This window comes from Colwellia sp. E2M01, assembly GCF_018860585.1.
GTDB lineage: Bacteria > Pseudomonadota > Gammaproteobacteria > Enterobacterales > Alteromonadaceae > Colwellia.
In genome coordinates, this window is sequence record NZ_JAHKPR010000028.1 from 1 (window position 1) to 14,750 (window position 14,750).

The window sequence follows — 14,750 nt, forward strand, 5'->3', positions numbered from 1 at the left end:
ATTCTCCTGAACAACCATTCTCTTCAATCAATGCCTTGCCTCTAAGCCTTTTAATTCTCGCTGAGTGGGAAAGAACTTAATCAAATTGGTATTATACCATTTCATATAAATAATTTTTTGTGTATATAGTTAACCCGATCTCTGTTTAATAATAGAGTGCCTTAGTTTTTTCGAGGAAATAGTAGTGAGCTAAAATCTAGCCTAAACCGCCTTCAGTTAACTTTTTCGGATCTAATAATAGCTCTAATTCTCCACGACTTAGATCAGTATATTGCTCAGCTACATCAATAATAGGACGACCATCGCTATAAGCTTGCTTAGCTATTTTTGCAGCTAGTTCATAACCTATAATAGGGTTTAGTGCGGTAACTAAAATAGGGTTTCTTGTTAGTGCGTCAGTTATTTTTTCTTCTTTCACAACAAAAGTAGCAATAGCTTTGTCAGCTAATAACACACTAACATTGGCTAATATTTCAATAGATGACAACAAGTTATTTGCAACCAATGGCAACATAACATTAAGTTCAAAATTACCTGATTGCCCTGCCACAGTAATAGCAGCATCATTACCAATAACTTGAGCCCCTACCATTGCTGCTGCTTCAGGAATAACAGGGTTAACTTTACCCGGCATAATAGAAGATCCTGGCTGTAATGCTTCTAGTTCAATTTCACCTAAACCAGCTAGAGGACCAGAGTTCATCCAACGTAAATCATTAGATATTTTGATAATGGTAACAGCCACCGCTTTTAGTTGGCCAGACAAAGCCACAGCAATATCTTGAGAGCCAATATGCGTAAAAAAGTTTTTTGCCGGTGTAAACTCGATACCTGTCATATCACTTAATATTTTATTAAAAACATTAGCAAAGTCTGGGTGAGCATTAATTCCTGTACCGACAGCGGTACCACCTTGTGCAAGGCTTTGAATATCAGGTTGAATTGCTTTTAATCGATTAATATTTTGATCTATTTGATCTGCCCAAGCATATAAACTTTGACTAAACCTTACTGGCATTGCATCCATTAAGTGTGTACGACCAGTTTTTATATGATGATGTACTTTTTCTGCCTTTACACGAATGCTTTTCGATAAATGCTCTAATGACGGGATAAGATCTTGTTGAAGCGCTATAGATGCACTCACATGAATAGCTGTCGGTATTACATCATTACTACTTTGACCATAATTAATATGATCATTAGCCCCCACTTTTGCTTTATATATTTCGCTAGCGACTGTAGATAACACCTCGTTAACGTTCATGTTGGTACTTGTGCCCGACCCTGTTTGATATATATCAACAGGAAAGTGAGACATTAAGTTAGGATCTTCACTTACTTTAACCACTGACTCTTTAATAGCTTTTCCCATTTCTGCAGAAATTTGTTCAAGATTTACATTTGCTTGTGCTGCTGCCGACTTTATAAGTAATAACGCTTTTATAAATTTTTCTGGCATTGATTGACCGCTTACCGGGAAGTTATTAATTGCACGCTGTGTTTGTGCAGCGTATAACGCATTAGCTGCAACGTTTAGCTCGCCCATACTATCTTGTTCAGTTCTGAATTTATTTGTCATATACTCCCTTAGCGCTGATCTGTTATTTACTGTTTAATCACTATAGCAACGCTATCCTTTGCTGTGCTGAATTTTATGAACTGGTTCTTTATTGGTTAGTTTTTTTTACTTTGGTATTTATCAGAAATATTAAATACCTCAACCAATAAACAAGGTAAAAAGCTCAAGGTCAATATCATTGAAGCGAGTAAGCCAAATAATACAACAATGCCAACGCCTCGATATAATTCGGTTCCCTCTCCCGGTATGAATACCAGTGGCGCAAGACCAAATATGGTTGTCGTAGTCGACATAAGAATAGGACGTAATCGTGTTGAAACAGCATCTTGTACTGCTTGTAGTATCGGCAACTTACCTGTGTGTATATTACGTCGCGTTTGTTCAACAATTAATATAGGGTTATTCACAACCGTCCCCAACAAAATAACAAAGCCAAGCATGGTTATCATATCTAACGCTTGGTAACCCGAAGCAATGCCCATTGTTGATAATAGTACGCCAATATTGTTGCTAGCAACCAAACCCACTAAACCACCCGCAATACCTAATGGTACTGTGGTTAATATTAATAGCGGATATCCCCAATGTGAGAAAATCATCACCAGTAATAAGTAAATTAATAGTAAGGCGATAACAAAATTGCTAAACAGCGCTGCCCGTGTAGATGCAAGATCATCAGCCGCACCGGCAATATTAATAGAAACGCCTGTAGGTAGCTCTCCATTCGCTTTAAGTTGTGGAATTAGTTCTGTACGAACTTTATCAACAGCCGTTTCTAAAGCAACATCGTCTTGAGGAATAATATAAACCGAAACAGTACGTTGGCCATTGACACGGCGTAGCTGTTCACTATCAACCGTTTCACGCAGCTCTGCTAACGATGATAAAGGTAATACGTGACCATTAGGTGTTCTAATAGGTACTTGCGCAAGCTCAGCTAATGTTTGATGATTGCCTGCGGTGCTAAATAAAAACATATCAACTTTATCGTCACCATCAATAAATTCACCAACAAAAGCGCCATCGCTGTACGCCGCAACAATAAAACCAAACTCACTGGCACTAAAGCCTAATTCAGCTAATCGCTCCCAGTGGGGTCTAATTTCAACTAACGGTTGGTCAAGGGATAAAGATGCTGGGGATGAGTCAATTCTCGGGCTTTCAAATACGCTTTTCGCTCGGCGCATAGCATGGTGAGCGGTGTCATAAAGTGCAGCTAAGTTCGCGCCAGTAATACTTAATTCGACGGCTCTGGTGCCACCTTGATTACTTGAAATAATAGAGCCTCGTGCAGAAAATGCCCTCATGCCTGGATAGCTTTCAAAAAGTGTCACTAAAGCATTCATCATGATGTCAATATCATCACCATTACGTGGCTCACTCATTACCCAAAGCTGCCCTGCACTAATGCGCATTAAATAGTATTTTAATGGCGGAAGAATATTGTCAGTTTGATCATAGTCTTCATCTGCTTGCGCTTGATCTAATTTAACTTGAATTTCTTTCGCGATGCGTTGCATTTCATCAATGTTATAACCCGGTGGCGCGATCATTTTACTGAATGCTTTAGGCTCTTCACCTTCGGGTAAGTATTCTGCGGCAGGCATAAATATTATTGCTAAACCAAGACTTAACAACACACTCACTATCATAGTCGAATAACGTCGTTTTGCGTTTACGCATATCCAACGTGTTAATCTTAGAAGGACACTTTCATTGGTTGAATTATTTGCATCCGTTACCCGTCCACCTATCGCTGCACTAGCCGCAGGAACAACAAATAAAGCAAACAACATAGATGCGATTATAGCGGCAGAAATAGCTAAGGCGATATCAGAGTATAACTGCCCTGCTTCTTCTTCGATAAAAAGAATGGGCGAAAAAACTAATACCGTTGTCGCGCTAGAGGCAAGTACCGCACTCCATACTTCTTTAACGCCCATAATGGCGGCTTCAAGGCGATCTAACCCGCGTCGTTTTGCTTGTTCGATACTTTCTAACACAACAATGCTGTTATCTACAGTCATGCCTATTGCGAATGCTATACCCGCAAGAGAAATAACATTTATGGTACGATCAAAAGTGGCTAAACCAATAAAGGACGCAATAGTACAAACGGGGATGCCCATTAAACATATTAAGGTAGCTCGACCAGAGCGTAAAAAGAAGTACATAACAAGCGTGGCGAGTAAAGCACCGATACATAAATTGGTGAATACATTCTTCACTGAAGATTCGACATAACGAACATCATCGCCAATTTTATATATTCTCAAACCGTTAGGCTCAAGTAAGTCTACTGTTATTTTATCAATTTCTTGTAACATGACTCGTTTAATATCAATAACATTAGAGCCTTGCTCACGTTTCACTGCCATAGTAAAAGCAGGCTCACCATTAACAATGGCAAAGCCACGCTTTTCATAATGATCTAACCGTACTTCGGCTACATCTTTTAGGCGAATATTAGCGCCCTCTCTGTGAGCTATGATCAAGTTATTTAAATCATCAAGTTGATCAAAACGTCCTTTGGTACGGATTAAATAGCGACGTTTACCGTCATTTAAATCCCCTGCTGATACATCTTTATTACGTGCGCGAATGGCTGAATTAACGTCATTAATGCTGATATTGCGTTGCGCTAAACTTGCTGGGTCTATGTGAATTTGAATTTGTCGTAAGGTTCCATTCATGGTGACTTGCGATACACCAGAAACTCGCTCTAACCTTGGACGTACATTGTCATCAATAAAATCACTGATCATGTCCATATCAAGGTGTTGAGGATTACCTAATTTAGGGAACACCGCGAAATACATAAAAGCATTTTCAGAGAATGACTCACTAAACAAGCGTGGTTGGTCTACATTTTCAGGATAACTAGAGACTTGACTTAACGCATTAGATACACGGATTAACGCTTCATTTTCATCAACACCAAAACGAAACTCTAATTCAACCACCGCCTCGCCCATGGAAGCAAACGACTCCATACGACTTAAATTAGGTAATGAGCGTAAATAACGTTCTTGTTCCAGTAGAATTTCTTTTTCAATATCTTGTGGCGTTGCACCCGGCCAGCCTGTTACAACACTGATAATACGTGTTTCGAGGTTGGGGATCATTTGTACCGGCATCCGCTGCGCGACAACAATACCCAGAATACAAATAATTAAAACAACAACACTTAATAAACGCCCCTGATTAACTGCTTTATCTATCATTGTGCTAGTTCCAGTTCATTGACGATAGCTACGGAAGCGCCATCGATTAGCAGTTCATTACCGCGAGTCACCACCAATTCATTAGCCATTAAGCCATTTTCAATGAGATAACCATTCTTACCCAGTTTACCTAAAACAATGCTACGTCGTTTGGCTATACCATCTTTCACTACAAACACTGTATAGTTCCCATCGACATTACGTAAAACGGCATCTTTTGGCAGTATTACCGCATTTTTCTGATGTTCAAAGTTAAACAATGCTTGTGCCGATACACCAGGTAAAAGTAACGGTGATTCTTTATCAGTCATAACACGTACTAAAAAGCTACGGGCGCTATCACCTACGGTTAATAAAGTATCAATACGAGCAGGAATTTGAATATTTGGCTGACTATCTAGTTGCATACTCACAGATTGTAAGTTTTTTATATTATTGAGTTGCTCTTGTGGTAATTGCACATCAAGGCGAAGGTTATTTAATGAGACTAAGGTAAAGACTTGGTCGCCGCGAGTTAACCATTGTCCGTAATCAGTCCAACGTGCGCTAATAACACCATCAAAAGGTGCGTAAAGTTTATGGTCATTTAAGTTTTTAGCGGCAATAAACGCATCGGCATGAGCTTGCGCAAGTCGAGATTGAGCTAAGGTTACATTACTTTCAAGTGCGCTAATTTCGCTTTGGGCAATATGGCTTTGCTTTTGTAAACGTAAGCCCTCATCCCATAAACGCTTGGCTTCTTTGGTTAGTGTTTCAGCTTCATCAACTTGTGCTAATGCTCGTATATGTTGCTGTTTTGCTAATTCATTGTCTAACTCAAGCAATAAATCGCCTTTCTTAACGTTTGAGCCTACATCAACATGCAATGCAGTAACGAGTGATTCAACGGCAATAGATAAATCTGCTTTGCGTAAAGGTTTTAACGTACCACTTAACACTAAATCTGACGTTAATGAACTAGCTGTTAATTTGTGCGTTACCACACGTACATCAGATGATTGCGCATTGACAGTAAATGCGTGTAATAATAAAAATAAACTGCAATAAAAAAAGCGTTGATAGAAGCGCATAAGTTCTCAAAAATTGTAAGTGATATAATGAGAGTAATCATCCTACAAATGCAATTAAGAATCAATATCATTGTATCAAGGTGAATATATCAAAAGCCCATATATCTAATGAGATATGGGCTTTAGTGGTTAACCTGAGATCGGTTTAATAAATCTTTATCTAATAAATATTTTCTCTACTTTCATCGTTGATGCTAAAGTGTGCTTATAAATTGTTACCTAACAAGGCTAGAACTAAAAAAAGTACTTTACATTATTCTTCTTTAAGTACGGTAATAGGCTTAGTCGTTGTTATTTTTAAGTAAACTGACTGCCCTTCTGCTAATTTTATATCGTGACGAGTTCTTACTTTCAATAAGTTATCACCCACGTTAATTTGATACAACCGACTACTACCTTCATAGCGCATTGAGAAAACCTTGCCTTCACCTTTTTTACTTGGCTCAGCGTCTTGCCCGTCATTAATCTCTACAGAAAAGTCTTCTGGTCGTAATAATAAATCGACCTTTCCTAACAATGAGACTTCATCAAAAACCTGCTCATAACCTAATGCATCAATAATACATTTTTTATCGGCGGTAATTTCGGCGTCAATAAAATTTGTTTCCCCCAAAAATCTCGCGACAAAGTGATTAACCGGCTCGTTATAACAACGCTCTGGCTGATCTATTTGCTCTAATTTACCGGCGCGTAATACGCCAACACGATCACCTACTGACAGCGCTTCTTCTTGATCATGAGTTACCCAAATAGCAGGAATACCTGCTGTTTTTAATGCGCTACGAATTTCCCAACGTAAATCATCTTTTAAGGCAGCATCTAAATTTGATAAAGGCTCATCTAATAAAACGAAAGCGGGTTGATGCGCTAAGGTACGTGCTAAGGCTACCCGTTGTTTTTGTCCGCCAGATAAATTATTAGGTTTAACATGACGAAAAGCCTGTAAGCCTAATAATTCTATCCAGCGATCTGCTTGGCTGTTATCCGTTAATCTAAACGCGATATTTTGCTCTACGGTTAAATGCGGAAACAAGGCGAAATCTTGAAACACCATACCCACATTACGTTTTTCTGGAGCAATAAAATCTGTAGTAGTCGCCTGCCAGTCTTGGTGACATATTTCACCATCAGCAATAGGAATTAATCCCGCTAACGCTTTTAAGATAGTTGATTTACCACAGCCAGTTGGACCAACTAGCATCAGTATTTCATCGCTTGCTAACTCAAGGTTTAGGCTATCAACCACGGTAGTGCGATCATATTTAATGGATAAGTTATTAATTGTAATCATTAACGAGACGACCTTTCATTTAACGTAACACTGCCCCAACGTTCGGTACTAAACATAATGGCTAACCCTAAACCTGAGATGAAGAAAAGTAATAGCCCTGGAATAGCTGCCCTACCAAAATAACCGGCTTCGTATACACGCCATAAATAAGTAGATAAGGTTTCAAAGCCAATTGGGCCTAATAATAAGGTGGCAGGTAATTCACGCATCACTTCTAAAAAGACTAACGCAGCACCAGCAACAACACCTCGCATGGTTAATGGCAACGTAATTCGGCGATATGCTTCTTTAGGTTTAGCACCTAAAACACGAGCCGCGTTCACCAAAGCGCCATCTAAACTTTCAGTTGAGCTTCGTATGGTACCAACAGCTAAAGGTAAAAACCTTAAAACATACGCTAATATCAACAAGCCTAATGTTTGATATAAAAATGGTAACTGTAAACCGGTATACACTAACGCAGTGCCCATAACGATACCGGGAATACCAAAACCTATAAAGGTAATGCGCTCCATTATGCGACCCGCTTTACCTTTGGTAGCAGCATAAGCTAAAGGCAATGCAAAAATAACCGCGACTACGGCAGCAATTAATGAGGCGTAACCTGAATTGATGGCATATTGAATATCAAAAGACGAGACGCCTTCACGCCATAACCATAAAGAAAATACCGCTAACGGTAAAAAGATAGAAAAGATCACAACAGGCAAGGTAGCAAGTAATAATAACTTGGTTTGCCAAGGGCTAGGCCAAAAAGTTAAATGTCTACCGGGAGGTTCTTTGCTCACGTTAACCTTCGATTCCATATACAACATCAAGGCAACTACCGCTAATAACTGTAACGACAACATCGCAGCCTGACTTAAACCAAAGGCATTGTATTCTACATAAATTTCACTGGTGAAGGTGTTTAGCCCCATAATGGCAGGCGTACCAAAATCAGACAAAGCATACATGGCCGCTAGTAAGGCACCACCTGTAATGGCATTTCGAATACGCGGTAATACCACAAACCAAATACTCGGTAATAATGACATGCCTAATGTTCTTGCCGCGTAAACCTGACTGGCATCTAAACTACTTAATGCTGAACGCGTACTTAATAAAACAAATGGATAGGTGTATAACACCATGATCAAGCTTGAGCCAAATAAACCATTTACCGCAGGTGTGGTAATGCCAAGCATATTTTCAATTTCGCCACCGGCACCAAAGGCAGCGTAAAAGGTAAACGCGCCTAAATAGCTAGGTAAAGCTAGCGGCGCCGTTAACAAAATTAACCAAAAACGTCGCCATGGAATATTTACATAAGTTAATAATAACGCTAATGGCACGCCAATAATTACAGCGCCTCCCCCTGTAAATAGCATTAACAGTAGTGTATTACTTAGAATATCAAGGTTACGTGCATCAAACATTTGTACGCTGTCTGATGCAAGAGTAAATAGAATAATGACTGGGAAAAAGGCCAGAGACGCAATAATTAACGACAAACTATAAGACAATGGCCAACGTTTAATACAAGGATTTAGAGTGTTTTTCAAAGCTTGAAACAATGTTTTAAACATATTTAATGCGTACTTCCGATCATAAAGCGATATTGATGCGGATTATAGCACTCCTGCATTACGCATTAATACTAAGGTTGGCCTTAAATCTGCTAATTTAGTTAAGTCAATCGCAGGGGGAGAAATTTCTGTCAAACTTGGAATACCACTCGGTGGTGGTAATTGTCCCGCTAATGGTATTTCATAGGCTTCGCCTGATAAATACGTTTGCACTTCTTTCGACAGTAAATAACGCATAAAGTCGGTTGCTGTTTTACTTTGTTTTAATGCCAAGATACCTGAGGCATTAACTAAACAACCGGCATCATTTTTAGTGAACGCTAGATCTAAGTTTGCATCTGGCTTACCTGATTTAAGTCGTAGCGTGTAATAATGATTGGCTAGCCCCACATCCACTTCACCACGTTCAACCGCCATCACCACACCTAACTCACCTGCGTATTTTTTGGCTTTTTTATTCATGGCTTTTAGCCATTTTGTTGTCGCGTCATCACCTTCAAGTATACGCATGGCTGTTATGAACGACTGAAATGAAGCATAAGCTGGTGCCCAAGCGATAGACAAGTCAGAATCTGGCAACGCCATAATATCATCAGGTACTTTATCAGCCGTTACCCGTGTCGGGTTATACGGTAAGGTACGGATGCGACCAGAAATAGGCGCCCAATCATTAAAACGAAATTCGCTTTGTAATTGCTCAGTTAAATCATTAGGTAATTTTTGCGCTAAACCAGCACCTACAATTTGCCCGATAGCGCCTGAGTCAACCGCCCAAAACAAATCCGCTTGGCGAACTCCCGCTTTAGCTTCTGCCATAATGGTATTAGCTAAAGCAGCTGTAGGTCCGCGACGAATACGTAATGTAAAATTAGGATTACGCTTTTTTATGGCATTAAGAACATCTTCATATAAACCACCCTCACCTCGGCCTAGATATAAGGTCAGCTCCCCTGTTAACTCAGGTAAATCATCTACCGAAATAGCTTTACTAGGCGCTGCAAAACTTTGTGCAGACAAAAATGGGAGCGCGCTTACAACACCTAAATAAGATAGGGTTTTAATAAATGTTCTACGTTGCATAAATTAGAATACATCCTTTTTATTTTTTTCTTTATTTTCTAATAACATTTTTGCTTTACTTAGTTTAGTGCTCATAGCCGTTACAATGTCACGTACTTCATCAACGCTTTTGTTATTTTTAATCGCTAACGGTAAAGTTACGTTAAAATCTTTTTCTAAGTCTTCAACTAAATTGGCATCTATTGCAATTAATTCGCCTTCAACGCCTTCAAATAAATTAAGGTAAGTATCATGTACCATAGTCGTGGCAGTATCAATTAATTGTTCTGCATATTTTGCCACAACTGAATGAATTTTTTCATCAATAACAACAAGTGCTTCAATTGAGTTTTTAGGCGCTTCTTCTGTTGTTTTAACTTGCGCTAACAAGCCAGCATCTTGATATTTAGCAGCCATCTTAACCGCACCTAATGCTTGCCATAATGCTTTGTTTAATTTTGCTTCTTCTGCTTTAACGTCAGCTATTGAAGACTTCTCATCAATGCTACCTTTAACCGCGTATAAACCTTGCCAAATTGACGCATAAATAAGTACGTAATTCGTTTCAATTGCCGCATGAAAATCAACCGCTTCCCAGTGTTCCATTAACGCTTCAGGGTGAGCAGCTTTAGCACCACTTTTTTGATAAGTAGTTACAATGCCATCAACTTTGCTTGTTAACCAATTAACTTCTTCTTCATATTTTTTAATGTTATCTGAAAGATGGTTTACATGCTCTCCAACGTCGCCGTTAGCAACCGTTTGAAATGCCGTAAAGCCAGCGATTAACACTAAACTTGTTAATAGCTTTTGAATATTTTTTGAGCCTAATTTCATTTATATTTTCCTTTAGTAATAATTAATCACGACATTATATATAAATGATAACTATTCTCAATAATAAAGATAACTATAATGAAATTTAAAGTTTACAAAATGTATACAAGCTATTATTAGTAGTCTAATGAAGATATTGGCTTAGCTACTGTTTATAGGGTGCTTAATCAATCTGATGAAGCAAGTATTGTTAACCAACTCCATCTTGATGGAATTAAGTCACTGTTTGATCTAAGTAATAAAAACATCATGAGCATTTAATTTATTTAAATTGTGGCAAGATAATAGAATTTGAAGACAGCGTGATTGAACAACAACAAAAAGCTATCGCCGTAAAATACAAAATGAAACTAATTAATCATTGTTTGTATCTATATGGACAATGTAAAAATAATTGTGAAGAAACATAGGTTCACTCAATTCACTCAAGTAGTGCATTTAAGTTATTACATTACCTAAATTTAAAAAACATGAGTTTACCTTAAAACTAAAATTCTACACGAAACCCTTTCTCAATGACTATAAAACACCCACGATGCTTATTAACTTTTGGGTATTTTACGCGCGAGTTTAAAATATATTTTAACTGACAATTAATCTACATTGTCTTTAGAGCGAATAGACAAAATATCACAATCGATATGCCCAAGTACTTCTTCAATAGTATTACCAATAAATTTTCCATTATTATTCATACCCATAACAAATAAATCTACTTTTTCTTCTTTTGCAAATAAAGGTAATTCATCTTTAGGTATACCAGGTATTAAGTGCATACATTCATCATCAAAATTAAAATTACTTAATAATTTATCAAAGACTATTTTGTGGTGTTTTTTAGTGGCATTACTGTAATCATTAAAATTTTCATCTACTAATTCTTGAGCTAAATCAGCTGAGTTCAAACTCTGCCATAACTTAATATCGATTGGCTCATAACAATGACAAACATGGGCGGTACCATTGTAAATTTTAGCAATCTCTTGCGCGGCTTCAACAATATCCACATCCAAATCATCGGCTTGATCGTGACTTATATCGGGATTAACAGCTGCCATAATTTTTTGATAAGAGTAATCACTAATATTTTTAGTTAATAATAAGGGTACATTACAATGCTCTAGTAATTGCCAGTCATTCGGAGTAAAAAATACTTTATTGATAAGAGAATCTTTTTTAGTTGATTTAATCACCATAGAAATATTACTAGTTGAAACTTCAGCTAAAATAGCACTGCTAACATCGGCATGCCAAACCACATTAACCTCTACCTTAATATTTAATGCTTCAATATCAGGCACAAATGCTTCTAACCAAGTACGCTGCGACGCTAAATAATCGTTCTTTAAACTGTCTAATTGCGTTTGATTGAAATTCCAGTGACTTACAAACTGACGATTGTACGCGACAAGAAATAATTTAATACTGGCTGATGTTTTTTGAGCTACTTTAATTCCCTGTATTAAAGCTGCGTGATGCTCACTGCTAGAGTCCATCACGACCAAAATATTTTCAATTGACTTCATAATCCTCTCCCAAGAATTCAATATCTTTTTCAGAAGGTATAAAGTGAGAGCGCTATTACTTCTATAACAACACAATCAAACGATACAATCTTTTTTGCTTACCTTACCTTAAAAGACCACAAAATGAATCAATTTTAACGAGTAAAATTTAATAGAAAATACTGGATATTTCTGTCACCAATAAACATTTTCTCAGGTTGGCAAGTTTTACGATAACAATGCTTAGATTAATTTTCTCTGTCAATATTCGTTATTACTCGATCATTTATTTTCCCAATATAAAATGCTCTAGCAAAAAAAGACTAATACATTACATATTAGTCTTTTCAATTTTTATGTTTTTAATAGCGTTAGCTGTTAAATTTCTTAAAATTTAGCGTTAAACCAAACCCAGACTTTATTGGTATCTACTTTACCTGATGTAATATCACCTGCAGAGTACGCCGCTAATTTAATACCTGCTGTATAGTTTTTAGTAAAACTCTTTGAGTAAACCGCATCAATTTCCGAGCCTAAATCATCTACGGCTGCTGATGCTTGATCAGCATCAAATTTATGGTAAACCAACGCCCAGTTACCACCCGATAATTTACCACCAACGCTAGCATACAAGTCTGCTAACCCCTCTTTAGGTGTCGCTAAAAATTGATCTGACCAACCATTAAACTTATGTAATGTCGCTAGTGGCGTTGAAAAACCATAATTTCCATCATCAGAGCCTAATAACTCGTAACCTACTTTTAAAGCTACTCCTGAAAATGAAGTACCCACTTCAGCTAACATATAGTCAGCAGAAAAAGAGGTTGTTGCCGTATCTGAATTTTGTTGTGCGTATTCTAATTGGTAAGTTATTTTTTGCTCACCTAATGACGTACCGCCATTTAAACGAATACCAAAGGTGTCTAAACCGTTTTCAGTACTATTATCTACTTCTAATAAATAGCCGTAACCAGTAATTTTACCTAATGACGTTTTATAGCTAGCGTTAATAATATGATCATTTGAGTCAATATCTTTTGCTTCAGCAAAGATTCTATTACGCTGTGTGATATAGCCATAATCCAAGGTTAAACCCTCAATAGGTGCGTAAGAAAACGTTACCCCATCAAATGTTTGTCTATCTTGACGCCAACCAACATGACCAACAAAGCGATGATTGTTCATGGTAATAATCTGACGCCCCACTTTGGCTACAAATGAATCTTGTTTATATTGCAATAAAAACTGATCAAACTCAGTTGTTTCTGGATCTGCTATCGTTGAATATTCAGGCTTATTATTTAAGCCATTGTTATATCCATCTACACCAAAAACATCACGAGAGTCTTCAAATTCAATAAGACTTGAAAAACCGGAAATTTCCCCCGTTTTATAACTCACACGAGTTCGCAATGTTAAAGCATCTGCATCTTTTAAATTATTATCCTGATCTACAGTTTCATAACGTAAGTTTAAATCAATGGATGTTTTACCTGCTAAAACAGCTTCTGCAATAGTATCGTTTTTTTGAATAGATTTAGTATCTTCGGCAAAGGCCATTGATGAAGTTACACTCGCTAAAGCGAATGATAGACATACTGATATTTTATTTAATGTCATGGAGTTATTTTCCCTTTATATTTTATGTTTTAAGTTGTTTTAAGTTGTTTTAAGTTGTTTTAAGTTGTTTTAAGTTGTTTTAAGTTTTCATTATTGTAATTTTATTTATATTATTAAAAGTTATTCTAAATCATTATTTTATTATAATTTAACCATTAACTTACTTAAGCACTAAGCCGATTTTAGGTACCTACACTAGCGTAGTAACTTTGCTTTTAATGTTTTTTACTTTACGTTGTTTATCGTAAAGAAAAGTTAACTCTTCAGAACGTGAGCGGTCGCATACAAGATATTTAGCAAGAAATAACTGACTACGTGACGTTCTTGTTGTACATCAATAATTTCATTTATCGCCGCCACATCAACATCATGGGTGATCATAATAACGATGTTATTCAACTCACTTTGTATTGCTATTAATAAGTCTTGCGTATGCGTTCGGCTAAATGCATTAAGTGCACAATATTGACTCTTTTGTTTCATACCGGCAGGTATTTAACTAGGGCGTTAACCAAGGCTAATAACGAATGGCTATGAACAAACAGCAATAGTCAATGAGATATTTTTTAAGGTAGAAATTATCAGTTTTATCCAATTTATAATGAATGCCTGATTGATGTTAAAATGACGTTTAAAAATGAATAAGTTTAAATCGTTAAAAATTTATATTATTGCCAAATAAAAATTCACATAAAAACAACAGCCCAGTTACTGTAATATTACACACAGTAGAACAAGCAAAACCCAAGCCAACTATAATTCATTGTTTTTATTGGCCTAAACCAATATTGTTACTCTTATTAGAAAGAATATTTGCACAATAAGAATGAAATGCACCAATACCGAACAAGGCACCTACATTGCTTTTTGATTAGGTTAGAAAACCTAGGGCGAGATAATAATCATAACCTGATATCTGGTTAATGAATGCTGTAGAAGCAACTATTAGTTGACAAAAAAGGCTGTATATTAAGCAAATAATACCAATTCCGAT

Annotated in this window: 10 protein-coding genes and 1 pseudogene; 1 reads left to right on the forward strand and 10 read right to left on the reverse strand. The window is 37.0% G+C overall.

Annotation, left to right across the window (positions count from 1 at the left end):
- Positions 1 to 196 precede the first annotated feature (196 nt).
- The 7 genes from KO502_RS05585 to KO502_RS05615 form a co-directional block, all read right to left on the reverse strand.
- On the reverse strand, positions 197 to 1,582 hold the full coding sequence (locus KO502_RS05585; protein ID WP_252730529.1) for a class II fumarate hydratase: 1,386 nt from the start codon (positions 1,580 to 1,582) through the stop codon (positions 197 to 199).
- A 95-nt stretch (positions 1,583 to 1,677) separates the two neighbouring features.
- Positions 1,678 to 4,806, reverse strand: a complete 3,129-nt coding sequence (locus KO502_RS05590) for an efflux RND transporter permease subunit (protein ID WP_216021587.1) — start codon at positions 4,804 to 4,806, stop codon at positions 1,678 to 1,680.
- Positions 4,803 to 5,876 carry an efflux RND transporter periplasmic adaptor subunit gene (locus tag KO502_RS05595; RefSeq protein ID WP_216021588.1) on the reverse strand — a complete coding sequence of 358 codons (1,074 nt, stop codon included), beginning with the start codon at positions 5,874 to 5,876 and terminating at the stop codon, positions 4,803 to 4,805. Before KO502_RS05595 ends, KO502_RS05590 begins: the two co-directional genes overlap by 4 nt.
- 253 nt (positions 5,877 to 6,129) lie before the next feature.
- A complete protein-coding gene (locus tag KO502_RS05600) occupies positions 6,130 to 7,167 on the reverse strand; it encodes an ABC transporter ATP-binding protein (RefSeq protein WP_216021589.1) in 1,038 nt (345 codons plus the stop codon).
- On the reverse strand, positions 7,167 to 8,735 hold the full coding sequence (locus KO502_RS05605; protein ID WP_216021590.1) for an iron ABC transporter permease: 1,569 nt from the start codon (positions 8,733 to 8,735) through the stop codon (positions 7,167 to 7,169). The genes KO502_RS05600 and KO502_RS05605 overlap by 1 nt, the downstream gene beginning before the upstream one ends.
- Before the next feature lie 42 nt (positions 8,736 to 8,777).
- Positions 8,778 to 9,815 carry an extracellular solute-binding protein gene (locus KO502_RS05610; RefSeq protein ID WP_216021591.1) on the reverse strand — a complete coding sequence of 346 codons (1,038 nt, stop codon included), beginning with the start codon at positions 9,813 to 9,815 and terminating at the stop codon, positions 8,778 to 8,780.
- Between the two features lie 3 nt (positions 9,816 to 9,818).
- Positions 9,819 to 10,631 carry a hypothetical protein gene (locus KO502_RS05615; protein ID WP_216021592.1) on the reverse strand — a complete coding sequence of 271 codons (813 nt, stop codon included), beginning with the start codon at positions 10,629 to 10,631 and terminating at the stop codon, positions 9,819 to 9,821.
- Between the two features lie 159 nt (positions 10,632 to 10,790).
- Between KO502_RS05615 and KO502_RS17230 the strand changes: the two are divergent.
- A pseudogene (locus tag KO502_RS17230) lies at positions 10,791 to 11,041 on the forward strand (transcriptional repressor).
- A gap of 183 nt (positions 11,042 to 11,224) precedes the next feature.
- On the opposite strand, the gene KO502_RS05625 reads toward KO502_RS17230, so the two are convergent.
- The 3 genes from KO502_RS05625 to KO502_RS05635 form a co-directional block, all read right to left on the reverse strand.
- Entirely contained in the window at positions 11,225 to 12,157 is a 933-nt protein-coding gene (locus KO502_RS05625) for a universal stress protein (protein WP_216021593.1), read from the reverse strand.
- Positions 12,158 to 12,523: 366 nt separating this feature from the next.
- Positions 12,524 to 13,756: an alginate export family protein gene (locus KO502_RS05630; RefSeq protein WP_216021594.1), complete on the reverse strand. Its 1,233-nt coding sequence runs from the start codon at positions 13,754 to 13,756 to the stop codon at positions 12,524 to 12,526.
- 255 nt (positions 13,757 to 14,011) lie between these two features.
- On the reverse strand, positions 14,012 to 14,239 hold the full coding sequence (locus tag KO502_RS05635; protein WP_216021595.1) for a hypothetical protein: 228 nt from the start codon (positions 14,237 to 14,239) through the stop codon (positions 14,012 to 14,014).
- Positions 14,240 to 14,750: the final 511 nt, after the last annotated feature.

Bases quoted from the DNA above. Each gene is read 5' to 3' on its own strand.
- KO502_RS05625 (WP_216021593.1), bottom strand. From the start codon at position 12,157: ATGAAGTCAATTGAAAATATTTTGGTCGTGATGGACTCTAGCAGTGAG.
- KO502_RS05600 (WP_216021589.1), bottom strand. From the start codon at position 7,167: ATGATTACAATTAATAACTTATCCATTAAATATGATCGCACTACCGTG.
- KO502_RS05610 (WP_216021591.1), bottom strand. From the start codon at position 9,815: ATGCAACGTAGAACATTTATTAAAACCCTATCTTATTTAGGTGTTGTA.
- KO502_RS05590 (WP_216021587.1), bottom strand. From the start codon at position 4,806: ATGATAGATAAAGCAGTTAATCAGGGGCGTTTATTAAGTGTTGTTGTT.
- KO502_RS05585 (WP_252730529.1), bottom strand. From the start codon at position 1,582: ATGACAAATAAATTCAGAACTGAACAAGATAGTATGGGCGAGCTAAAC.
- KO502_RS05595 (WP_216021588.1), bottom strand. From the start codon at position 5,876: ATGCGCTTCTATCAACGCTTTTTTTATTGCAGTTTATTTTTATTATTA.
- KO502_RS05615 (WP_216021592.1), bottom strand. From the start codon at position 10,631: ATGAAATTAGGCTCAAAAAATATTCAAAAGCTATTAACAAGTTTAGTG.
- KO502_RS05605 (WP_216021590.1), bottom strand. From the start codon at position 8,735: ATGTTTAAAACATTGTTTCAAGCTTTGAAAAACACTCTAAATCCTTGT.
- KO502_RS05635 (WP_216021595.1), bottom strand. From the start codon at position 14,239: ATGAAACAAAAGAGTCAATATTGTGCACTTAATGCATTTAGCCGAACG.
- KO502_RS05630 (WP_216021594.1), bottom strand. From the start codon at position 13,756: ATGACATTAAATAAAATATCAGTATGTCTATCATTCGCTTTAGCGAGT.